The sequence below is a fragment of the Streptomyces sp. SID13031 genome (assembly GCF_010548305.1).
GTDB lineage: Bacteria > Actinomycetota > Actinomycetes > Propionibacteriales > Kribbellaceae > Kribbella.
In genome coordinates this window covers 247,286-268,450 of record NZ_JAAGLV010000003.1, presented here as the reverse complement: position 1 = coordinate 268,450, position 21,165 = coordinate 247,286, and the positions used below count along the sequence as shown (strand labels likewise).

Genomic DNA, 21,165 nt, shown 5'->3' with positions numbered 1-21,165 from the left:
CGGTTTCGAGAGCTTCCCTATGGCCCTCATCACATTGGAAGCCGCCCGGCCCTGAGAAGTTCGAGCTCACTTCAGCCGGCTGAGACTGCCGTCCGCCTGTACTGCGATGGTCGTGTGCAGGGTGCCGACGGTGAGGTCGACCAGGAACGTCGACCCGGTCGATCGAGTCTGGTAGCTGACCGCCGCTTTCGAGTCGGCGGGGACGATGACGGACAGGATGGTCGCCGAGCGGCCGTTGCGGTGGAAGGCCACGGTCGGCGCCGGCAGTTGCTGGGTGGCCTTCGGCCAGTGCCAGCCCTGGATCGGGTCTTCCTTGCCCTGGGCCACCGTCGTCGCAACACCTTGAAGTTGTTCCTGGTAAGGGATCTGGAGCAGGACTGTCTTCACTTTGTCGCCCGGCTTCTGGGCGACCGTGGTGGTCGGCGAGGAGACTGTCACCTGCTGGCCTTCCGGCAGGTGCCACAAGGTCTGGAACGGCTGGTCCTGCTGAGCGGTGGCGCGATCCAGCGCGACGATCAGGTCCGGATCCTTGAGGACGAGGACCGAACGCTTGCGGGTCATCCCCGGCGCGGGCGAGTCGGAGAGGTCGTAGAACTCCGAGGTCGGCTTCACCTCCGAGCGGACCAGCTTGGTCTCGGTCGCGTGCCCGGCCATGTCCGGGCTGTACATCACGTTGTGCGCGGCCTCGCTCTTGACGAAGTCGCGCCACTTGTCGTCCTGGTAGCCGGAGTGACCGCTGTCGACCAGGATCTGCCGGCCGTGCGAGGTGTAGGTCATCGACATGTGGTCGTCGTGACCGTGCAGGGCGCGCGCCGGTCCGTACCTGAGGCTGTAGGTCGACTCCAGCGCGAACGGCCGCTTCTCGCCCCAGCCGGTCCGGCCGAAGATGTAGCCGGCGTCGAAGATCCCGATCCGCTGCGTCGGCCGGCGGCCGCGGACTCCCTGCGATCCGGCGTAGATCATCTCCGGCGTCGCGACACCGGCGAGATCGAGGGTGTCGACCATTTCGGAGTCGCCGAGCTGGGGAAGCCGGCCGAAGGAGTCGGTGGCGACCGTCAGCCATTTCGCGAGAGCAGTGCGACGGGTGGTGATGTTCGGCCCGGGATCGGCGCCGCACTCCTGCAGCGCCTTCAGCGCGCGGGCCCACAGCGTGAAGTTGAACTGGGCATAGCCGGCCGATTGCTCGTTGGTCGAGCCCTGCTTGTCGATCGCCTCGGTGATCGCCCGGGCCAGCCGCCGCTGGGCGAGCTGCTTGATCGGCTCGCGCTTGAGCGTGCAGCCGATCCCGAACATCGCGATGCTCTCGTCGGTGCCGTGGTTGCCGGGGCCACTCCAGTTGATCTCCATGAACCTGGCGTGGTCCAGCAAGGCCTTGTCCAGCCAGGCGTAGGCGGGCGGCAAAGTCTTCACCTTAAGGCCGGACAGGATCGCCTGGCGGGTGCAGATCAGCACGTTGCTGCGGTGCATCGTCGCCTCGTGCGCGCCGGTGTCGACCTTCCAGTCATACGGGTTGTCGTTCACCCAGTCGTGGATGATCGTGGTCACCCGGGTCAGTGCCAGCTTGTCGCCGTTGCCGGCGGCCCGGATGCCCTTGCCGAGCCAGCGCAGCGAGTGCAGCCACATGTACCAGCTGCGCTGGTTGTACGGGTCCGAACGCCAGTTGATGTCGCCCTTGCCGTTGCCCACCTGGTACGGCGGGTTGACGCTCCACTCGAAGGTGTCCTGGTACAGCCGGGACAACGGGTTGGTGCGCTCGATCCCGCTGTAACCGGGGCACGCGTACGTGTCCTGAACCACCTTGCCGGGCTTGGGTGGTGTGGTCAGCCTCGTCGCGGTCGGGATCGCTTTGGTCCCGGCCCTCGGCGCCTGGCCGGGGCTGAAGGCGTGCTGGGGCGAGACGATCACGGTGACCAGCGCGATCGCCATGACGACGACTCCCGCCGCCAGCAGGGGCAGCCACTGCCGGCGGGTTAGCCGGCCCTGGCGAAGGCGATCACGATAGCTGTGCCGTCGGGGCGTCATTTCCGTCCTCACAGGTCATTCGGGTCTTGACAATTCAGGTCTAGACCGGTATTGAGGGCGGGCGGTGCCCTTGAAATTTGTGGGTTTGTTTTTCGCCGAGTCGCCAGGCGTTGCGTCTCTACGGGAATAGACGTACTGAGGGGCCGAAAATGTTGTGTCCGGTCGGGCACCAATTCGGAAAGTCACCCGGTCAGGTCCGCGGCCGGACAACCCTCCGGAGACAACGATGCTCGCGGTGCCGCGAAGGTTGCGGCACCGCGAGCATTCGCTCTGTCAGCTGACCTCGCGCGGGGTGGCTCCGGGGCCCGGGCGGAAGGCGACCTCGCGCGGGGTCGGGGTGTGGCCGGCGGCGCACTGCATCGTGACCTCGACTCGCTCGCCGCAGCCTCGGTGCTCGGGGAGAAGGGGCGGGCCGCCGTCGATGGGGAGGTATTGGTCGCCCCACTGGACCAGCGCGACCATCACCGGGTAGAGGTCCAGGCCCGCCTGGGTGAGGCGGTATTCGTAGCGTTCGCGCTGGCCGGGGACGCGGTAGGCCACGCGGCGGAGCAGGCCGTGATCGATCAGGGCCGTCAGCCGGTCGGTGAGCACCTGGCGGGGGATGATCGCCCGGGCCCGGATGTCCTCGAACCGGCGGACGCCGACGAACACCTCGCGCAGGATGTGGAACGTCCACTTCTCGCCGAGGATCTCCATCGTGCGCGAGATCGTGCAGTTCTCGGTCGACCAGTGCATGGCCTCCGGTACCTGAGCCTGAGTACTCATGGACTAAGTCTACTTGACAGACTCAGCCATCCCAGGCGAAGCTGAATCCATGATTCAGACTCAGGTGGTGGTGGTCGAGGCTCCCGCAGAGCTGGTACTTCGGCGAGCGGGTGACGCCGACGCCGAGTCGCTGTCCGGGATGCTGACCAGCCAGCCGGATCTGAGCCTCTACATGCGCTTCCAGACAGCAATCGGCCGGCCACCACGGCCGGCCCTGCTGCAGCAGCTCGTCAGCCCGAACGGCGCCGCCTGGATCGCCGAACGCGATTGCCAGGTCATCGGCCATGCGATGTGGGCGTGGGTCAAGGGCGCGACCGTGCCGACCGCCGAGCTGGCGCTGATCGTCGCCGACCCGGAGCAGCGGCGCGGGCTCGGCGTACAGCTGCTGACCGAAGCCGCGCACCATGCGCTGGCGGCCGGGGCCGATCAGTTCCTCGTGATGGTCAGTGCCATGAACGACCGGGTGCTCCGGATGGTCCGCCGCCGCTGGCCCACCGCCACCGCCGAACGCGAAGGCGCCCTCCTCAACTTCACCATCCCGGCGGCCGACTTCTTCGCGACCGTCAACTGAGCACGCAACGTTGCGGATCAGGAGAAGTGCGTGACCGGGCGATCGACTTCGGTGCCGTCGATGGTGATGTCGAGCTTCTCGTTGTAGAAGGCGATCAGGCCTGCGATGGGCTGAAGGGCGAGGGTCGGGAAGTCATAGGCCCAGGCGAGATCTTCATGCAGGGTGGCGCCGGAGCGGACGGACCAGTAGCCGCTTGTCTCTCCTTTGTAAGGGCAGGCGGTGACGGTGCCGGACGGCTCCAGGTGGGTGAAGTCGACTTCGGTGCGGTTGAAGTAGTAGCGCGTCGGCAGGCCGGTCTCGAAGACCATGACGGTCGAGGACGAATCCGCCAGAACGAGGCCGTCCAGGGATACCTGCACGTGGCGGGTGGAGCGCAGAGAGTCGACTCGCGTGTAGGGGTTGCGAGGGTGGACGAAGACTTGTTCGTCCTCCTCGAACCACGCGTCCAAAGCCGACCACTCGAAGCGCACCAGGCCCGCCAGCCCGCTCATCGCGTCATCGCCGTACAGACGTGCTGCCGCGGGGCGATGGATCTCACCGAGCTGGAGCGCGTGACGTCGCGCAGTACCGCGTTTCAGCTTCTGCGGGTGGTTCTCATCGACCAGTACGCCGGGCAGCACGTCGGCGACGGGGATGTAGTACTGCGGGTAGTTGGGCCACTCCCAGAGGTAAACCGCCCGAGTGGTGTCCAGCACGATCTGGGAGCCGAGCATCGCGCGGATCCGCCGCGGTACCGGCTCGAGGTGGTCAGTCTGAGCAATGGATGCGGGGTAGTCAGCCATGCACCCAAGCTACTGCCGCGCGTTGCCCCGGCGCGGTTGCTACTACCGTCTTCGGCGATCGGCAGGCAAGCTGATGGATATCCCCTGGAGAGGAATCTGCTGATGGTTGCCGCGCTTGCTCCGCATGGGTTGCATCACGTCACCGCTATCGCGGAGGATCCGCAGCGGAACGTCGACTTCTATACGACGGTGCTGGGGCTGCGGCTGGTGAAGCGGACCGTCAACTTCGATTCGCCGGGCAACTATCACCTGTACTACGGGGACGAGTCGGGTCGGCCTTCGACGTTGCTGACCTTCTTCCCGTGGCCGGGGGCCGATGCGGGGCGGCAGGGGACCGGGTTGACGACGGCGACTGCGTTCAGCATTCCGCCCGAGGCGTTGGGGTGGTGGCAGAAGCGGCTCAAGGAGCTGAAGGTCGACGCGGATGATCCGGTCGCGCGAGCCGATGAAGAGGTACTGCGGTTGCGTGATCCCGATGGGCTGGTGATCGAGTTGGTCGCGTCCGACGGGGATTCGCGGTCCGGGTGGGACGGTGCTTCCGCAGTACCGGCTGACAGCGCGATTCGCGGGTTGTACTCGGTGACGATGACCGAGCGCGAGCTGGAGCCGACGGCGGAGATGCTGGCCGGGATGCTCGGGATGGAATACGGGCACAACACGGCGGACCGGACGCGGCTGGTGATGGCTGGCGGGCAGGACGGTACTGCGGTGGATGTCCTGCCGAGCAAGGATTCTCGCGGGTTGCAGGCGGCGGGAACCGTGCACCACATCGCCTTCCGCGCGCCGGACCAGGAGACGCAGGCGCGGTGGCGGCTGGAGCTGCTGGAGGCCGGGATCAACGTGACCGAGATCCTCGACCGGCAGTACTTCACCTCGATCTACTTCCGCGAGCCTGGCGGTGTGCTGCTGGAGATCGCCACCGACCAGCCGGGCTTCACCGTGGACGAACCGCTGCTCGAACTCGGGCAGCACCTCAAGCTGCCACCGTGGCTCGAGCCGAACCGCGAGCAGATCGAGAACGCGCTGCCGGCTCTCCGCGTGCCCGACGCTCCCCGATGAGCGACGCACTGGACCGCCCGTACGTCTGGCAGTCAGGAACCGGTACTCCGTTGCTGCTCCTGCATGGCACCGGGGGCAACGAGCACGACCTGCTGCCGTTGCGGGAGCACCTTTCTCCCGACTCGCCGGTCCTGTCGCCGCGCGGCACGGTGCTCGAGAACGGGATGCCCCGTTTCTTCCGTCGGCTACGGGAGGGCGTCTTCGACGAGGACGACCTGCGGGCGCGCGCTGATGAGCTCGCCGAGTTCCTGACCGCGGCCGAAGGGAAGTACGGAGTACCGGCCGGTGCCTGGATCGCGGTCGGCTTCTCGAACGGAGCCAACATGGCGTCGGCTCTGCTGCTGCGGCATCCGGAGTCGCTCGCAGGCGTCGTGTTGCTCGGCGCGATGGTCCCGTTCGCGGATGCGGGGCCGGAGGATCAGACCCTCGACGGCAAACGCGTCCTGATCGTCAACGGCACTCAGGATCCGATGGCGACCACGGCTCAGACCCAGACCCTTGCGGCCAACTTGCGCCGCCGGAGCGCCGCCGTCGAGGTACTCGCCTTCGACGGCGGCCACACCATCGACCCGGCCACGCTGCCGACGATCAAGCAGTTCGTCAGCGGGCCGGTCGGGTGACGTCAGCCCCTGCCGGCTACTGGTGGATGTGCTGGACCCAGTCGGCCGGTACTGCGCCCTCCGGGCCGGGGGTCGGCTGGGTGACCGGGTGGTTGGCGGGCGGGGCCAGCTCAGGGCCGTCCACGATCTCTTCGGTGGTGAAGTCCCAGAACCAGTCCTCGCCCGGCTCGTAGGACTGGATGATCGGGTGGTTCGTCTCAGCGGCGTGCTTGCTGGCGTGCTGCTCGGGCGAGCTGTCGCAGCAGCCGATGTGTCCGCACTCGGCGCAACGGCGCAGGTGGAACCACCAGCCGCCGCCGTCCGTGCACTCGACACAGCCCGGTCCCGAAGGCGCGACCTCAGGCCGGATCCCGGCGTCGTTCGTCATCCCGTCAACCTTTCCGTCGGTGGCTGGCAGCACCAAGCGTGGCACAGCCGGAAAACCGCGGGCCACCGGCGTGGATCGACCGCCGGAGCCAGTCGCCGGAGCCAGTCGCCGGAGTCGGTCGCCGGAGTCAGCCGCCGGAGTCGGTCGCCGGGGGAGTCAGCCGGGGGAGTCAGCCGCCGGGGACGGCCAGCAGGTCGGCGAAGACCGTATCGAGAGCCATCTTGGCCGCGCCGAACGCGACCGAGTCGGCGCCCATCGTCGAGGTGACCACGTCGAGCGGGAGTAGCGTCAGCTTGGCCAGCTCGCGCCGGAACGGTTCGGCGATGATCGCGCCACCGCGCGACATCCCGCCGCCCAGCACCACCACCTCGGGGTCGACCGCGAGCGCCAGGACGGCGGCACCTCGCGCCAGCGCTTCCGCGAACGCGATCAGTACCGCGAGGCTCTCCGGATCCTGTAGCGCCGCCGAGGCGATCAGGAACTCTCCCTCGCGACCGGACGGCGCACCGGCCTCGGCCGCGAGGGCGGCACCGCGGGCGTGCAGCCGCTCGACGGCTTCGGCCCAGCCGAGCATCGGCAGCACGCCGATCTCGCCGGCCGCGCCATGCCTGCCCTGATGGACCTGTCCGTCGATCAGTACGCCGGCGCCGGCCCGGTGCCCGGCGAACATGTAGACGACGTCGCGGTGGTTCTGCACGGCGCCCTTCCAGTGCTCGGCCAGCGCCGCCAGCTTCACATCGTTGGCCACGGCAACCGGTTGGCCGAGCCCGTCGGACAGCACCTGGGCGACATCGACCTCGGTGAACCCGGGCAGCGAGTACGGCGCCAGGTTCGCTCCGAACGGCCCGACCCGGACGTCGGACACGCCCTCGGCCGCCCGGAGCGCGCCGGTGATCCCACAGGCGACGCCGGTGATCTGGGCCGGGTCAAGCGCGGCGTCGGCCCAGCAGGCTCTGGTGGTGTCGATCGCGGCCTGCAGCCGGTCTCGGGCAGGCAGGTCGGGATCCAGCTCGACCCGCCGGCTGGCCAGGGTGTTGCCGCGGAGGTCGGTGACGACGGCCATCGCCTTGTGCGCCCCGATGTCGAAGCCGCTGACATGACCGGAGTCCGCCCGAAACCTGAAGTGCCGGGCAGGCCGTCCCGCCGTCCGCCCCGACGAAGTACGAGGTGGTGCCGTTTCTTCGACGCGGCCTTCGGTCAGCAGCTCGGCGAGCAGGTCCTCCGCGGTCGGCCGGGAGACGCCCACCACCGAACGCAGCTCCCGCAAGGTCAGCCTGTCCGCGTCGAGGAACGCCGCCAGCGCCGCCGAGAAGTTGAGCCGGCGGAGCAACGACGGGTCCCCCAATCGCCCACCCGCCTTGCCGTCCTCACTCACGTCCTGACAATAACGCCCAGGTGGGAGAGGATTTTGGTGAGGTGGTGTCGATCTTGCGGTGGTGCGTTCGACGCTGGGGTGTGGCGGCTACCAGGGCCGCTCCTGATGAGAGGTGAGTCAGATGTCGTTCCAGGCGTACTTGGACAAGGTCGAGGAGAAGACCGGGCTGACTCCGCGGGAGCTGGTGGAGCTGGCGCGCGAGCGGGGATTCGAGGGGCCGGACACGAAGGCGGGAGCCGTCTGTGACTGGTTGAAGGAGGACTACGAGCTAGGACGCGGGCACGCGATGGCGGTCGTGTATGTGATCAAGAACGGCGCCAAGATCGGCGACAAGCACGTCGGATCGACCGGGGTGCACCGCGACGACTCGGACACCCTGTGGCTGGACGGCAAAGCCACCAACCCGGCGGGCAAGGCCTGACAACAACAGCGTGGAGCGACCGTCCGCCGGCCTCCGCAACACGCTCAGCTGGCGTGCGCCAAAACACGCCTGACCCAGCCGTGGCAGGCTCTGATCATGCGTACCTTGGTCTGGCGGGTGACCTGGATCAGCTCGGTGGTGGTCGCTGTCTTCTCCGTACTGCTGCCGATCGTCGCGGGCCGGACAGGCGCGGCCGACTGCGCGGCCGTGGTCTGCGATCCGAACGGGTACGCCACGATCTTCTACATCGCCGTCGGGGTGGTGCTGACCGGCCTCAGCCTCGCGACCTACGGGTTCAGCAGGGCGCGACGCGAGGCCGGGCCGGCGGTCGGCCTGCTCACCTCGATCCTGATCCTGGGCTTCGTCGCCGGCGGCGCCGAGGACCTCCCCGCCTGGCTGACCGCGCTCACCTGGATCGTCGGCGGCTGGTTCCTGATCGTCAGCGTCGCGGGCCTGGCGCTCCTCCGCGGCCACCACCCGCCGCACGCCGACTGACCCGGGCGGTACGGTACGACCGTGGATCAGCAGGCGCGGGAGAAGCTCTCTCCCCGGGACAAATGGATCACCATCTTCGGGCGTAAGCCGGTGCTCGAGGCGCTGAACGATCCCTCGTTGTCGGTGGCGAAGGTGGTGGTCGCGGACAACGCCGGCGGAGGCTCGCTGGACGAGATCCTGCGCGCCGCCTCCCAGACCGGTACGCCGGTGGAGCGGGCGACGGCCTCCCGGGTCAAGTGGCTGGCCGGCAACGGCAAGCACGATCAGGGGGTGGTCGCCGACGTCGATGCACCCCGGATGACGCCGCTGGCCGACTTCGTCCAGGCGCGGGGTAAGCGGCCGACGAAGGTGTTCCTGCTGGACGGCGTCACCAACCCGGGCAATGTCGGGATGATCTTGAGGACGGCGACCGGCGCCGGCTTCGACGGCGTGATCCTGCCCCGAGCCGGTACTCCGCACGTGGGGCCGCTCGTCATCAAGGCCTCGGCCGGGATCGCGTTCCAGGCCCCGATCGTCAACGTGGCGACGGCGAAGGCAGCGGCCGACCTGCTGACCGAAGCGGGGTACCGCATCTACGGCCTGTCGGCGCGCTCGAAGCAGTCACTCTTCAAGGCGGAGCTCGCGGACCGCGCGGTCTTCGTTCTCGGCGGCGAGACCAACGGCATCACCGTGGGCACCGACGAGGACCTGCAGATCCCGTTGCACGCAGGAGTCGAGTCGCTGAACGTCGCGGTCGCTGCCGCTGTCGTCGCCTTCGAGGTCACCAACCGCGACTGACCGGTTGGCCTATCCGCTGACAGCAGTCACCGGTCCGCGGTCAGCACCCGAGCGGCCTCGGCGACCTCCGCGAGTCGGTGTGCTCGCGCGGACTCCGCCGGGGTGAAGGGCTCGCCTGGGCGGGTGAAGACATAGAGCCCGCTCCACGGCGACGGGATCTTGAGGATCGTCCCGTCGGTTGGCAGCGGTTTGCCCTGGTACGTCTTCGGGTCGTTGACCAGTTGAGCGCCGAGCAGCTCGGCGACCGCATGCGGCAGCTCGGCCGGATCCGCGACGACCTGCGCTGACAGGCTCAACGCCGTCGTCTGCCCGTCGACCAGCGCGAGCGTCGTGGTCGGCCGGACGTGGACGTCGCGCCCACCCGCCGCGGTGACGATCTCCAGCAGCTCGTCCGGCCCGACCCCATCAGGCGTGGAGACGACCAACTCGTCCCGTACGCCGTCGTACACCGGGTGGACGTGCAATCCGAGGATGTTGGCGTCCAGCTCGGTCAGCCCGAACGTGAGCTGCTCCAAGGCGCCGGCCCGGTCGTCGAGGGTGACCCTGATCCGCCAGAGCGACGGCGCCTGCTCCAAGCCGGCGTGAGCGCTTCGCCGGAGGCGGTGGCCGGGAGCGTGCAACCAGGTGCGCAGCAGGTGCATCGTCGAGGGCTCGATCACCCAGATGGCGAGCGCGGTGGTGGTGATCGCGAGCAGGCTCACCGCGACCAGGTACGGCGGATGGATCGCCACGATGACCGCGTGCAGCGCGAGCTCCAGCGGGAAGATCGCGGCGAGCTTGGCCAGCGTCAGCCGGAGCCGGGCCGGATGAGGCATCCGCCCGCAGACGTCACACGCAGTACCGGCCGTGACCGAACTTCGGAGGGGGTCCATGGCATCCAGGGTGGCTGCGGTGCGTGACCTCGCTGTTCCAGGGCTGTGAATTGTTGATTCGGCCTTGCGTGATCGGGAGGCCTGGGTTTACGGTCCCGGTTAACGTTTAAGTGATCGTTAGTGAGTGATTTGTGCAGAGACAGATCATAAACGGTCAGTGGTGACAGACCAGAGCAGAGGTGAGGCGGCGACATGGAGAGCAACTTCGGGCGGCGGCGGTTTCTCGGGCTGGGTGGTGCAGCGGTCGGTGTCGTAGTACTCGGGCCGACGCTCACCGGTTGTGGTGACGGTGGTTCGGCCGGCGGCGGCGCCAAGGCGTCGGGAGACGTGAAGCTGCCGACGTACAAGGCCTTCGAGGGGCTGCGGCCGGATCTGGCGGGGGCCGAGTCGGGCCTCGAGCCGGGCTTCCTGCAGTTCCCGGAGAACGCGATCGCGAGCGTTCAGGGCGCGCCGTTGAAGAGTGCGGTGACCGCGTTGACCGAGACGTTCGCGACGCCGCCGCCGCCGATGGGCAGCAACCCGATGTGGCAGGGGCTCAACCGGGCGCTCGGTGGCGACCTCAAGCTCACCATCGGCACCGACCCCGGCTACCCGGAGAAGTTCGCCACCCTGCTGGCCGGCGACTCGCTGCCCGACCTGATGTGGCTGCCGCCGAACCAGGGCATCCCGAACATCGGCCCGATGCTCGAGGCCAAGTTCCAGGACCTGACCCAGTACCTGTCGGGCGACGCGGTACTGGAGTACCCGAACCTCGCCGCGCTCAAGCCGGCCTCCTGGCGGACCGCGGTCGTGAACGGCAAGATCTGGGGCGCGCCGATCCCGTCGACGCCGTTCGGCCAGGTGATGATGGGCAACCCGAAGACCTGGGCGAAGGTCGGTGGGCTGCAGTGCACGACCGCCGACGAGTTCTTCGCCAAGTGCAAGGAGCTCACCCGCGGGACGAACTACGCGCTCGAGCCGGCGATCGTCAACATGCTGCACATGTTCGGTGAGTGGTTCGGCGCCCCGAACAGTTGGCGGGTCAACCAGGACCGGTCGCTGACCCACTTGTACGAGACGGACAACTACAAGGCCGCCGTCGAGTACGCCGCCAAGCTCTGGGCGGCCAAGGTCTTCTACCCCGACCTCAACCTCGCGGACGCGACGCCGAAGACCGTCAACGGCCAGATCGCCGCCCAGGTCGTCGTCGGGCCGCGCGCGACCGCCGACTTCCGCGCCGCCGACCCGGCGCTGTTCGTCGACACGTTGATCCCGTTCGGTCACGACGGCAAGGCCAAGCCGGTCTACGACATGGGCTACGGCACGGTCGGCTTCACCCCGTTCAAGAAGACCGACGAGGGCCGCATCCGCGAACTCCTTGCCTTGGTCAACTACCTCTCGGCGCCGTTCGGCACCAAGGAGTACCTGCAGAAGAACTTCGGTACCGCGGGTGAGCAGTACACCCTCGACGGCAAGAAGAACCCGGTGCTCAACTCGGCCGGCAACCAGCAGGCGCCCGGCCTGGTCAGCGCCCTGCAGATCATGACCGCGCCGGAGAGCGTGATCTTCAACCCGGCGTTCCCCGAGGACACCCGCAAGATCCACGCCACCGAGCAGAAGCTGCTCGAGTTCGCGATGCGCAACCCGACCGCGGGCACGTACTCCGACACCAGCAGCAAGGTCGGCACCAAGCTGACCGCGGCGTTCCGCGACACGATCGTCGACATCGTCACCGGGCGGCAGAAGATCGGCGCGTACGACGAGGCGCTGAAGCGCTGGAAGAGTGGCGGCGGCGACAAGATGCGTGGTGAGTTCGAAGCCGTCCTGCCCGCCGGCGCACCGGTGACCCAGTCTTGAGCAGGAGGAAGCAGCCGGAGCTGCCGTTCCGGGTCCGGTTGCGGCGGGACTGGCAGATGCTCGTGCTGATGGTGCCGGGAGTCTTTTTCCTGCTGGTGTTCTTCTACGTGCCGGTGCTCGGCAACGTGGTCGCCTTCCAGGACTTCCAGCCGTACCTCGGCATCATGCACAGCGAGTGGAACGGCGTCCAGAACTTCGTCAACCTGTACGCCAACCCGGACTTCTGGGACGCGCTGCGCAACACGCTGATCTTGGCGGCGGTCCAGCTGGTGCTGTTCTTCCCGGTGCCGTTGGCAATGGCTCTGATCGTGGATTCCCTGGTCAGCAACAGGATCCGGCGCGCGTTCCAGACCATCGCGTACCTGCCGCACTTCCTGTCCTGGGTGCTCGTGATCGCGCTGTTCCAGCAGTCGCTGGGTGGCGCCGGGTTCGTCAACAACCTGCTCCGGCAGGCCGGGTTCGACCCGATCCCGTTTATGACGAACCCGGACACCTTCCCGCTGCTCGTCGTCGGGCAGCTGATCTGGAAGGACGCCGGCTGGGCGATGATCATCTTCCTCGCCGCGCTCTCGGCGGTCGACGTCTCCCTGTACGAGGCTGCCGCGGCGGATGGAGCGGGTCGCTGGCGACGGCTCTGGCACATCACCCTGCCGTCGATGCGGACCGTCATCGTGCTGCTGCTGATCCTGCGGATCGGCGACATCCTCAGCGTCGGGTTCGAGCAGTTCATCCTGCAACGCGACTCGGTCGGCCCGGGCGCGGCCGAAGTACTGGACACCTTCACGTACTACGCCGGCGTGGTCGGCGGTGACTGGAGCAGCGGAGCCGCGGCCGGGCTGGCCAAGGGAGTCATCGGCGCGCTGCTGCTGTGGGGTGCGAACACGATCGCCCATCGCCTCGGCGAACCGGGCATCTTCCAGAAGCGAGGTGTCTCGTGAGGCCGATCTGGAAGGAGCGGCCGTCACCGGCGTACCAGACCATCAAGGCGGTCGTGCTCGGTGGTTTCGCGCTCGCGATCATCATCCCGATCATGGTGGTGATCTCGACCTCGCTGGCCAGCGACGCCGACATCATCGAGGCCGGCGGCTACGTGCTCTGGCCGTCGCATCCGACCTTCAAGGCCTACGACACGTTGTTCAGCGGTGGGCTGATGGCGCGGGCGATCGGGGTCAGCGTCTTCGTCACCGTCATCGGTACGGCGATCGCCCTGTGCACCACGATCGCGCTCGCCTACGCGACCTCGCGGCCGGTGCTGTTCGGCCGGCCGGTGTTGCTGCTGGTGCTGTTCACGCTGCTGTTCGCGCCGGGCATCATCCCGATGTTCCTGATCGTCAAGCAGCTCGGGCTGATCGACAGCCTCTGGTCGCTGATCCTGCCCGGCGCGCTGGGCGCGTTCAACTTCGTGGTGATGCGGACGTTCTTCATGAACGTTCCGCAGGAGATCCTGGAGAGCGCGCGGATCGACGGCGCGAGCGACTTCACCATCCTGCGCCGGATCGTGATGCCATTGTCGAAGGCGGTGATCGCGGTGGTCGGGCTGTTCTACGCGGTCGGCTTCTGGAACGCCTTCTTCAACGCGCTGCTCTACATCAACGACACGTCGAAGTGGCCGGTCCAGGTGATCTTGCGGACGTACGTGCTGCAGGGCAAGTCCCTGTCGGCCGACCAGCTCGGGGTGACGCCGTTGCCGCAGCCGCAGTCCTTGCAGATGGCCGTCGTGGTGGTCGCGCTGGTGCCGATCGCGATGGTCTACCCGTTCCTGCAACGGCACTTCAACAAGGGCGTCATCACCGGTGCGGTCAAGGGCTGAGACAATTGCGCGCATGGCCACGGGGATGACCGACAAACCGACGCTGCGGACCGTTGCCGCGGCGGCGGGAGTCTCGATCGCCACGGTGTCCTACGTACTGTCCGGGCACCCGCGCAGTCAGACGATCTCGGAGAACACCGCGGACCGGGTGCGCGAGGCGGCCTCGCGGCTGGGCTACCGGCGCAACGATGCCGCCCGGGCGATCCGGACGGGCAAGTCCGACCTCGTGCTGCTCTCGTTGAGCGTCCTCGCCGATCCGTGGGCGCAGGCGGTGGCGGCGGATGTGAGCGCCGCGGTGCAGCCGCTGGGCAAGACCGCGCTGATCGTGGCCGACAGCGACTGGCGGACGGTGCTCGCGAACCGCACGCCGGATGTCATCTTCATCGATCACGTCCGCGACGATCCCTCGCTGGTCGCCGATCTCGAGGCGTTCGCCGCGCAGGGCGTGCAGATGGTCGTTTTCAGTGAAGTGCTCGAACCGCAGGGCTACGACGTCATCCGGTCCGGCGCCGAGCCACGCTGCCACCTCGCGGTCGAGCACCTGCTGGAGCGGCACACCCGGATCGGCGCGCTCACCTCGAAGCTGGCCGGCTGGCCGCGGTACGACGCGTATCTGCGCACGATGGCGGCGGCCGGAGTACCGGTGCTGGATGATTTGGTGGCGACGTACGAGCCGCATCCCGAAGGGGCTTATCGGGCGGCGATGACGGTGCTGAACCGGCCTGACCGGCCGTCGGCGCTGTACTGCACGACGGACTTCGCCGCGATCGCCGCCATCCGGGCGGCTCACCGGTTGCATCTCGACGTACCGGGGGACCTGGCCGTGATCGGGGTCGGCAACACGCCTGAGGGTGAGCATCTGGATCCGTCGTTGTCGACGGTCGGGCCGGTCGGTTTCAATGCCGCGCTGTGCCGGATCATGGTCGCCCGCCTCACCGACCGCGAGGGCGCGGCCGGCAAGGTGTACGACTTCCCGTGGCAATTGATCGCGCGGGAATCGACGGCTGTCGTCTAGAAGAGCCTGGTCTCCTTGACCAAGGCGGGCTCTTCGAGGTCGAGCAGGAACTGCTTGCGCTTCAGCCCACCGGCGTACCCAGTCAGCTTGCCGTCCTTCCCGACCACCCGGTGGCACGGGACGATGATCGAGAGCGGGTTGCTGCCCACGGCCTTCCCGACCAGCTGAGCGAGCTGTTTGTCGCCGAGCCGCTCCGCGAGTTCCCCGTACGTCGTGGTCTCGCCGCGCGGAATCTCGTCGAGCAAGGCCCACACCTGCTGCTGGAACGCGTCGCCGCCGCGGAGCTCCGTCGTGAGGTCGAACGTGTCGCGTTCGCCGGCGAGGTATTGGGCCAGCTGTCGCGCGGCCTCGGCTAGTACAGGATCTGTTGCCGCCTCAACCTCGTCGCCCAGAGTGGCGCGCTCGGGTTTCACCCAGTGATGCGGGAAGTAGATCCCGATCAGGGCGTCGTCCGAGGCGACGAGGGTCAGGTCGCCGAGCTGCGTGCTGACGATTGCGTGCCGGTTGTTCATTCTCTCCTCCAGTGTCTCCTAGTAGAACGGCAGCAGATCTCGTTATGTGAGGATTGCTCGACCCTCTTACCTGGGGTTGACCGGTTTCGCCATCACCGTGGGTTGTCATCTAAACGTTCGTTTATGACTCCGCTGATGGGCTACGTTTTGCGGGATGAAGCTCACGCTGCGTGGTCAACGACGCCTGCCCACTGTTCTGGTGGTGGTGGTCGTCGGTTCGGTGCTGGCGGTCGGGGTTCTGGTCGCGTACCGGACCGGCGAGGCGACCGGAGTGCAGACGGCCCCGGCGGTCGGCGCGCAGGGCAAGGCGCTGTTGCGTAGTGCCGAAGAGCGGCTGGTCCACGAGTGCATGAGCGCCGCCGGTTTCCAGTACTTCGAGAGGCCGCCCGCGACGAAGTCGGATCAGCGTGACTTCCCATACGTGGTGGACGACGTGGCTTGGGCCGCCGCGAACGGCTATGGCCGCCCGGAGCAGACTGCTCCGCCGGTGGATCCGGCTGCTCGATACTTCGCCGGTCTGCCCAAGGAACAGCAGAATGCCTGGCGCAAGACGCTGGTCGGCTCGGGCAAGCAGATCTCGGTCGAGCTGGCTCCGGGGCGGCGGTTGTCCGCCAGCGACAAGGGGTGCATCGCCTCTGCGCGGCGGACACTGTACGGAGATCTGGTGGGCTGGTTCAAGGCTCGGCGGCTCACCGACAATCTCGACTTCCTGGTCCAGGACAAGGTCCGTGACGACCAGCGGTACGTCACCGCGATGGCCGATTGGGCCGGCTGCGTCAAGGGTCGCGGTTATGACGCCGCCGACCCGGGCGCGCTGCGCGAAGTCGTTGCTAAGCGCAACGAAGGCCGTGCGGCGTCCGTAGTACGGGCGGCTGAGGTCGAAGCGACCGTGGCCGAGGCGACCTGCGCGAACTCGACGTCGCTGACGCGGACGTTGCGGTCGATCGAGCCCGGGTATCGGGCCGCGGCGATCGCCGAGCATCAGCGCGAGCTGGCCGATCTGAACGTCTTGGAGCAGGCCGCGGTACCCCGGGCGAAAGCAGCCCTCGAGAACCACTGACCCCGCTTGTCCGCTGCTCTGCGGGCGAGCTGTCCCCTGAAAGAATGGAATGGCCGATGCGTTCGCTCACCTGGAAGACCGCGGCGTTCGCCGCAGTAGCCCTGACCGCCACCGCTGCACCCGTGATCCCCGCCTCCGCCGCGCTCGGAGACTGCCCGTCCAGCTACTTCTGCGCCTGGGCCGACGACAACGCCCAAGGCCACCGGGCCCAGTGGTCCGGCAACGACAGCAACTGGGGCGACGACGGCATGCACGACAACGACGAAACCGTCTACAACAACGGCACCCCCGGCGGCTTCGACCACGTCTGGATCTACTACGACGTGAACTACGGCCGCTACAACATGTGCATCGGCCCCGGCGAGTGGTACGACGCCCAACTGGACGACAACGACCACGACTCCCACTCCTGGTCCACCGCATGCAAGTTCGACTGACCAACCCCGCGGCACCGTCCCGCCCTTCACCTCCGCGCTGCCTGCTGTAGGCCGGTAGCGCGGAGGTTCGTGGTGTTGCGGGTAGCGTGGCATTGTGGTTGAGGTTGTCTCGGTGGAGATCGTGGCGCTGGTGGTGTCGGCTGTGCATGCCTACGTGGGGCGGCCACAGGACGGTCCGGCGGTGGATCCCGGGGTGGTGTCGCGGAAAGAGATCGAGGTGCGGGCCGGGTTGGGGATCGTGGGCGATCGGTACTTCAACCAGTCGGCTCACCGGAACGCGGCCGTGACGGTTTTCGATGCCTCGGTGCTGGACGAGTTGGCTGCCGAGCTTGGGTTGGCTCAGGTGCCTGATCCGGTGCTGACCAGGCGGAACATCATCATCCGGGGCTATCCGATCGACCAGCTGGCGGTTCGGCGTACGGGGTCGGGGGAGCGGGTGCCCGGGCGGAGCTTCAGTTTGGATACGGGGTCTGGAGCGGTGCGGTTTCAGGCACATCGCCCGGCCAATCCGTGCGCGTGGATGGACGTCACGGTCGCGCCCGGCGCCTTTAAGGGACTGCGTGGGCACGGCGGGGTCCGCTGCGAGCCCTTGAGCTCCGGCACCCTCAACCTCGGACCGGCCACCCTGTACGTCGACTAGACCCGTTCCCATCCACTCATCGGCTCGATTATCCAGGGCTTGGCGGTCTTGACCATGGGGTTTGCCGAGCGGACGCTGGCGGAGGAGGTGGTGTTGATGGCGAAGGTGCTGATTCTCACCGGAGACGCGGCCGGCGGTGGCGAGTGGGTCGACGGTGACGCGGTCGTGGACGGCAACGTCGTGAGCGGGCGGGCCTGGCCCGATCATCCTGCGTGGATGCGTGCGTTCATGGCTCTGCTGAAGGAGAAGGCGCCGGCCTAGGTTTTCGGCCGGCTTTCGGTACCGCGGGTTACGGTCCGACGATGGTCGGGCGATGGATGATAGCGGCGGCACTGGCGGCCGCCCTGGTGGGCTGCGCCGACACGAGCGCCGAGACGGACGGTACTGCGGGGTCCGGTACTACGGGCTCCGGTACCGCGGGGTCGCCGGTCAGCCCGACGCCGACCGTGACGCCGCCGGGGCCGAAGAGCTCCATCCCGGAGGGCTCCCAACCGACCGAGGCCAAGCCGTCACCCTCGTCGACACCGACGCCCTCGTTGACACCGTCGACAGCCAAGCCGATCACGACCGTGACGACGCTGGCGATTCCGTCGATCGGGGTGAAGGCGTTGCGGGTGGTCGGCTACGTCGGTACTGCCGACGACCAGCCGGGGACGGTCATCCAGGATCGGGGGCTGTTCGCGTCGCCGCGGGGACCCGCCGGTGGGGTCGGCGCCGGAGAGATCGGCAACTTCATCGTGACCGGCCACCGGACCGCGCATGGCAAGCCGCTCGAGCGACTACCCGAGGTGAAGAACGGCGCCCACGTGCTCGTCACGGCCGGCGGGACGGTCTACGACTACGTGGTGAGCCTGACGATGACGATCTCGTTCCGCAAGCCCACCGAGAAGGCCCAGCAGAACGCCGCCGTACCGGGCCGCCCTGGAGTCACCCCGACCCAAGCGATGCTCACCCTGTCGACCTGCGCAACCCCAGAAGACCATGCCGCAGGCAACTACTGGCACGACGCCCAGAACAACCCCGAACACCGAATCAACAAGATCGCCACCCTCGTCGACACGCGCCCGGCGGCCTGACGACACTCCAAGTCCTGCCCGCCCACCCCGCGCGTGACGGCAGCCCAGACGCGTCCCTGAAGCTCATCCAGGACACGCCCAATATCTGTGGTGGCGGGAGTAGACATTGCCTGGCGGCGTGTGTAGTGTTCTTCGTGTTGACAGAGAAGAACAGCGAAGCTGACGTGGACAGCTAACGATCTGTCCGAGGTTGTGAAAGAGGTAGAACGGCGGATTCCGCCGGGCCGATCAGTGAAGGGGCTCGGGTTTCACGCCAGGATCTGGTCAGAGCTGCTGGAGCCAGTGGTTGAAGAGGGTTCCAGGCTTGACGGATAGAGGTAGCTGTTGCAGTTCGTAGTTCCGTACCAGTAGTTGCTGTTTGTAGTTGCGGTAGCAGTGAGTAAGCAATTGTTGTTCGAGAGAGAAGGGAACGGATTACACCGTCGGATCGCCCGCCAGTGCCAGTACTTCGCCGGGCGGGTGCCGCAGTTCCATCGGATTGGAAGGTGGTCTTCGGTTACGCATTCAGCGATCCCCGCAGGGACAGCCTTCACGTGGCGTCCTGCGGACCTGCAAGGCCGGCCTCACGGCCGGTAGATGGTGACAAATCCAACTAACCCATGGGCCCCGGTGCTTCGGCACCGGGGCCCTTCGGCACGGAGGTTCGATGACCCCAGACCTGCACACGGAGACTTTGATGAGTTCAACCCCGGCCGGCCCGGCCCACTTCGACGATGACGACTACCCGGCCTTCACGATGGGCAGGGCCGCGGAGATGCTGGGCACGACGCCGGGATTTCTGCGCAGCCTGGACGAGGCGAAGTTGATCACCCCGCAGCGCTCGGACGGCGGTCACCGCCGCTACTCCCGCTACCAGCTACGCCTGGCTGCCCGGGCTCGTGAACTCGTCGACCAGGGCACCGCGCTCGAGGCGGCCTGCCGGATCATCATCTTGGAAGACCAACTCGCCGAAGCCCTGCGAATCAACGACCAGAGGCAGGAACAGGGCTAGCGACCCGACCACGGGATCCGCTGGGCATGAACATCCGCGTGGCTGCCACCGCACTCACCCCACGATCGAGCCAGCGCGACAACCGCGCGCTTTCACCTGGTGGGTGACGGAGACCTCCCAGGTCTAAGGGTGTCAAGCGCCGAGCGTGTTCTCGGGTGGGCGGGAGCACCCGCAGCGCAAGCGACGCAGGAGCTAGCAGCGGCAGGCGCGGGAAACCCACCCCATCTAGCCCCGACTCCCCCCCGCGGTCGCCCCCGCGCGGTGTAGGAGCGTCGACTTTGTGCACCGTGTGAGCGTCTGGGCCGAGGGATGTTGCTCAGGTGATGCACAAAGTGGCTAGCCGAAGGCTCGGGGCAGCGGCCGCCCGAGCGGCGACGGAGGAGCTCGCGTTCTGGGGTGGGTGGGAGCTAGCGCTGTGTGAGCGACGTTGGAGAGCGTGGTGCCGGCGTGGGGGTGGGGGTGGGGGTGGTTCAGCGGCCGAATCTCCACCACTTGGGCTTGTTCGCCTTGAGCTCTTCTTCGGTCAGTGGGGGTGGGACCGGCGGGCGGGACTCCTCGGTGAGGAAGTTGCCGGATTCGGTGTCGTACGGCGTGACGCCCAGTTTGCTGCTGATCTCCATCACGAGTGGGATCGAGCGCGGTCCGTCGTTGAGGTAGAAGGTGATGTCGCGGACCTCGACGCTCTTGCCGATCGACATCTCGATGTCGTAGTCGTCGCTCTTCAGCACCAGCCAGGAGCGGTTGCTCGCGTCGACCCCGGGCGCCAGCTCGCGGACCTGGTCGAGCACTGACTCCGTACTACCGACCGACGGTGGCGCATATCCGTCCGGAATGTCCTCGAGACGGCGGACGCCGCCTGGTCCTCGCATCGCGTAGATAGCCCAGCTCATACCGACAGCATTGCTCAGTACTGGTCCAGCGCGAAACCCGGGGCCATCAGGATGGTTTACGGGCGGCGCGGTGGAGGTCGACTAGGCGGTTCAGGCAACTGCTCTTGCCGGGGTGGGCTCAACAGGATTGCGAATTGTCGGTGGCGGCAGGCAGAGTGCAGTGGCATGGAAGCGCGATGGGTGACGTGCTCGGGGGTGAGTCTCGGATGCAGGTGAGGGCGATCGACGAGGACGGGTTGCGGCAGGTCGAGCGGTGGCTGGCGGCCGATCCCGTCGGCGGCGCGATCTTCGGCGGCTTCTACGGGCATGCCGTGGACCGCTGGGCGCCGTTGCTCCAGGCCCCGAGCCGGCACGGCTGGATCACCTTCGACGAGACCGGACCGATCGGTTTCATCGACCTGGAGATCCTCGACGACGAAGCTGAGATCACGTACTACGTCTGCCTCGCCCGTCGCGGGCAGGGGCTCGGCAGCCCGACCGTGGACCAGGTCATCGCGTTGGCCGGCGGGCTCGGCGCTCGCCAGATCCATGCTTCGGTCGATCTCACCAACCACCCCAGCCTCGCCCTCCTCAGGGGGACGGCCTTCGTCGAGCAGGGCACCAACGAATTCAACGAAACCGAATTCACACTGGACCTCGCCGAGCTCGACGGGTCCGGTGAGCACGATGCGTCCGATGCGTCCGATGCGTCCGATGCGTCCGATGCGTCCAACGAGTCCGGCGCGTCCGACGAGTCCGGCGCGTCCAGTGAGTCCCGATGAACGGACTACGC

At 67.5% G+C, this 21,165-nt stretch carries 25 protein-coding genes and 1 pseudogene; 17 read left to right on the top strand and 9 right to left on the bottom strand.

Features of this window, described 5'->3' with window-relative positions; translation table 11 throughout:
- Nucleotides 1-66: 66 nt before the first annotated feature.
- On the bottom strand, nucleotides 67-2,022 hold the full coding sequence (locus G3I17_RS08610) for a heparinase II/III family protein (RefSeq protein WP_164595401.1): 1,956 nt from the start codon (nucleotides 2,020-2,022) through the stop codon (nucleotides 67-69).
- Between the two features lie 273 nt (nucleotides 2,023-2,295).
- Nucleotides 2,296-2,787, bottom strand: coding sequence for a helix-turn-helix domain-containing protein (locus tag G3I17_RS08605; RefSeq protein WP_164595400.1), 492 nt, complete (start codon nucleotides 2,785-2,787; stop codon nucleotides 2,296-2,298).
- A 49-nt stretch (nucleotides 2,788-2,836) separates the two neighbouring features.
- Here G3I17_RS08605 and G3I17_RS08600 point away from each other — a divergent pair, with 49 nt between their 5' ends.
- Nucleotides 2,837-3,358, top strand: a complete 522-nt coding sequence (locus G3I17_RS08600; RefSeq protein ID WP_164595399.1) for a GNAT family N-acetyltransferase — start codon at nucleotides 2,837-2,839, stop codon at nucleotides 3,356-3,358.
- A 17-nt stretch (nucleotides 3,359-3,375) separates the two neighbouring features.
- Here G3I17_RS08600 and G3I17_RS08595 read toward each other — a convergent pair whose 3' ends face one another.
- The gene (locus G3I17_RS08595) at nucleotides 3,376-4,140 is read right to left on the bottom strand and encodes a DUF427 domain-containing protein (protein WP_164595398.1); all 765 of its coding nucleotides are present in this window, start codon (nucleotides 4,138-4,140) and stop codon (nucleotides 3,376-3,378) included.
- Between the two features lie 102 nt (nucleotides 4,141-4,242).
- Here G3I17_RS08595 and G3I17_RS08590 point away from each other — a divergent pair, with 102 nt between their 5' ends.
- A complete protein-coding gene (locus G3I17_RS08590; protein WP_164595397.1) occupies nucleotides 4,243-5,199 on the top strand; it encodes a ring-cleaving dioxygenase in 957 nt (318 codons plus the stop codon).
- The gene (locus G3I17_RS08585) at nucleotides 5,196-5,819 is read left to right on the top strand and encodes an alpha/beta hydrolase (protein ID WP_164595396.1); all 624 of its coding nucleotides are present in this window, start codon (nucleotides 5,196-5,198) and stop codon (nucleotides 5,817-5,819) included. Before G3I17_RS08590 ends, G3I17_RS08585 begins: the two co-directional genes overlap by 4 nt.
- 16 nt (nucleotides 5,820-5,835) lie before the next feature.
- Here G3I17_RS08585 and G3I17_RS08580 read toward each other — a convergent pair whose 3' ends face one another.
- Nucleotides 5,836-6,186: a UBP-type zinc finger domain-containing protein gene (locus G3I17_RS08580; protein WP_164595395.1), complete on the bottom strand. Its 351-nt coding sequence runs from the start codon at nucleotides 6,184-6,186 to the stop codon at nucleotides 5,836-5,838.
- A gap of 169 nt (nucleotides 6,187-6,355) precedes the next feature.
- Entirely contained in the window at nucleotides 6,356-7,561 is a 1,206-nt protein-coding gene (locus G3I17_RS08575) for an ROK family protein (RefSeq protein WP_164595394.1), read from the bottom strand.
- A gap of 121 nt (nucleotides 7,562-7,682) precedes the next feature.
- On the opposite strand from G3I17_RS08575, the gene G3I17_RS08570 reads away from it, so the two are divergent.
- The 3 genes from G3I17_RS08570 (at nucleotide 7,683) to G3I17_RS42030 (ending at nucleotide 9,254) form a co-directional block, all read left to right on the top strand.
- Nucleotides 7,683-7,982, top strand: a complete 300-nt coding sequence (locus tag G3I17_RS08570; RefSeq protein WP_164595393.1) for a DUF4287 domain-containing protein — start codon at nucleotides 7,683-7,685, stop codon at nucleotides 7,980-7,982.
- A 96-nt stretch (nucleotides 7,983-8,078) separates the two neighbouring features.
- Nucleotides 8,079-8,477 carry a hypothetical protein gene (locus G3I17_RS08565; protein WP_164595392.1) on the top strand — a complete coding sequence of 133 codons (399 nt, stop codon included), beginning with the start codon at nucleotides 8,079-8,081 and terminating at the stop codon, nucleotides 8,475-8,477.
- Between the two features lie 21 nt (nucleotides 8,478-8,498).
- Nucleotides 8,499-9,254: an RNA methyltransferase gene (locus G3I17_RS42030; protein WP_164595391.1), complete on the top strand. Its 756-nt coding sequence runs from the start codon at nucleotides 8,499-8,501 to the stop codon at nucleotides 9,252-9,254.
- Nucleotides 9,255-9,280: 26 nt separating this feature from the next.
- Here the strand turns inward: G3I17_RS42030 and G3I17_RS08555 are convergent, their stop codons facing one another.
- Nucleotides 9,281-10,126 carry a hypothetical protein gene (locus G3I17_RS08555; RefSeq protein ID WP_203589906.1) on the bottom strand — a complete coding sequence of 282 codons (846 nt, stop codon included), beginning with the start codon at nucleotides 10,124-10,126 and terminating at the stop codon, nucleotides 9,281-9,283.
- Nucleotides 10,127-10,318: 192 nt separating this feature from the next.
- On the opposite strand from G3I17_RS08555, the gene G3I17_RS08550 reads away from it, so the two are divergent.
- The 4 genes from G3I17_RS08550 to G3I17_RS08535 are packed head-to-tail and all read left to right on the top strand — an operon-like array spanning nucleotide 10,319 to nucleotide 14,787.
- A complete protein-coding gene (locus tag G3I17_RS08550; protein WP_164595390.1) occupies nucleotides 10,319-11,962 on the top strand; it encodes a sugar ABC transporter substrate-binding protein in 1,644 nt (547 codons plus the stop codon).
- Nucleotides 11,959-12,900 (top strand): ABC transporter permease subunit, encoded by a 942-nt coding sequence (locus G3I17_RS08545; protein ID WP_239062319.1) that lies wholly within the window; start codon nucleotides 11,959-11,961, stop codon nucleotides 12,898-12,900. Before G3I17_RS08550 ends, G3I17_RS08545 begins: the two co-directional genes overlap by 4 nt.
- A complete protein-coding gene (locus G3I17_RS40560) occupies nucleotides 12,897-13,772 on the top strand; it encodes a carbohydrate ABC transporter permease (protein ID WP_164595389.1) in 876 nt (291 codons plus the stop codon). Before G3I17_RS08545 ends, G3I17_RS40560 begins: the two co-directional genes overlap by 4 nt.
- Nucleotides 13,773-13,785: 13 nt before the next feature.
- Entirely contained in the window at nucleotides 13,786-14,787 is a 1,002-nt protein-coding gene (locus G3I17_RS08535) for a LacI family DNA-binding transcriptional regulator (RefSeq protein ID WP_164595388.1), read from the top strand.
- On the opposite strand, the gene G3I17_RS08530 is transcribed toward G3I17_RS08535, so the two are convergent.
- Complete coding sequence (locus G3I17_RS08530; RefSeq protein WP_164595387.1) at nucleotides 14,784-15,299, bottom strand: methylated-DNA--[protein]-cysteine S-methyltransferase; 516 nt, start codon at nucleotides 15,297-15,299, stop codon at nucleotides 14,784-14,786. The genes G3I17_RS08535 and G3I17_RS08530 overlap by 4 nt on opposite strands.
- Before the next feature lie 154 nt (nucleotides 15,300-15,453).
- On the opposite strand from G3I17_RS08530, the gene G3I17_RS08525 reads away from it, so the two are divergent.
- From G3I17_RS08525 to G3I17_RS08510, 4 genes and pseudogenes are all read left to right on the top strand, one after another.
- Entirely contained in the window at nucleotides 15,454-16,359 is a 906-nt protein-coding gene (locus G3I17_RS08525) for a hypothetical protein (RefSeq protein WP_164595386.1), read from the top strand.
- 56 nt (nucleotides 16,360-16,415) lie between these two features.
- Entirely contained in the window at nucleotides 16,416-16,796 is a 381-nt protein-coding gene (locus G3I17_RS08520; protein WP_164595385.1) for a peptidase inhibitor family I36 protein, read from the top strand.
- A gap of 94 nt (nucleotides 16,797-16,890) precedes the next feature.
- Nucleotides 16,891-17,436 (top strand): molybdenum cofactor biosysynthesis protein, encoded by a 546-nt coding sequence (locus G3I17_RS08515; protein WP_343238240.1) that lies wholly within the window; start codon nucleotides 16,891-16,893, stop codon nucleotides 17,434-17,436.
- Between the two features lie 129 nt (nucleotides 17,437-17,565).
- Nucleotides 17,566-17,697 (top strand): annotated as a pseudogene (locus G3I17_RS08510) (peptidase); the annotation flags it as partial.
- Nucleotides 17,698-17,725: 28 nt separating this feature from the next.
- On the opposite strand, the gene G3I17_RS40555 reads toward G3I17_RS08510, so the two are convergent.
- Nucleotides 17,726-18,001, bottom strand: a complete 276-nt coding sequence (locus G3I17_RS40555; protein WP_164595384.1) for a hypothetical protein — start codon at nucleotides 17,999-18,001, stop codon at nucleotides 17,726-17,728.
- A gap of 4 nt (nucleotides 18,002-18,005) precedes the next feature.
- Between G3I17_RS40555 and G3I17_RS08500 the strand changes: the two genes are divergently transcribed.
- Nucleotides 18,006-18,512: a class E sortase gene (locus G3I17_RS08500; RefSeq protein WP_164595383.1), complete on the top strand. Its 507-nt coding sequence runs from the start codon at nucleotides 18,006-18,008 to the stop codon at nucleotides 18,510-18,512.
- 676 nt (nucleotides 18,513-19,188) lie between these two features.
- Nucleotides 19,189-19,503: a MerR family transcriptional regulator gene (locus G3I17_RS08495; RefSeq protein ID WP_164595382.1), complete on the top strand. Its 315-nt coding sequence runs from the start codon at nucleotides 19,189-19,191 to the stop codon at nucleotides 19,501-19,503.
- 470 nt (nucleotides 19,504-19,973) lie between these two features.
- Here G3I17_RS08495 and G3I17_RS08490 read toward each other — a convergent pair whose 3' ends face one another.
- Nucleotides 19,974-20,393 carry a hypothetical protein gene (locus tag G3I17_RS08490; RefSeq protein WP_164595381.1) on the bottom strand — a complete coding sequence of 140 codons (420 nt, stop codon included), beginning with the start codon at nucleotides 20,391-20,393 and terminating at the stop codon, nucleotides 19,974-19,976.
- Between the two features lie 176 nt (nucleotides 20,394-20,569).
- Between G3I17_RS08490 and G3I17_RS08485 the strand changes: the two genes are divergently transcribed.
- Entirely contained in the window at nucleotides 20,570-21,154 is a 585-nt protein-coding gene (locus G3I17_RS08485) for a GNAT family N-acetyltransferase (protein ID WP_203589904.1), read from the top strand.
- Nucleotides 21,155-21,165 lie beyond the last annotated feature (11 nt).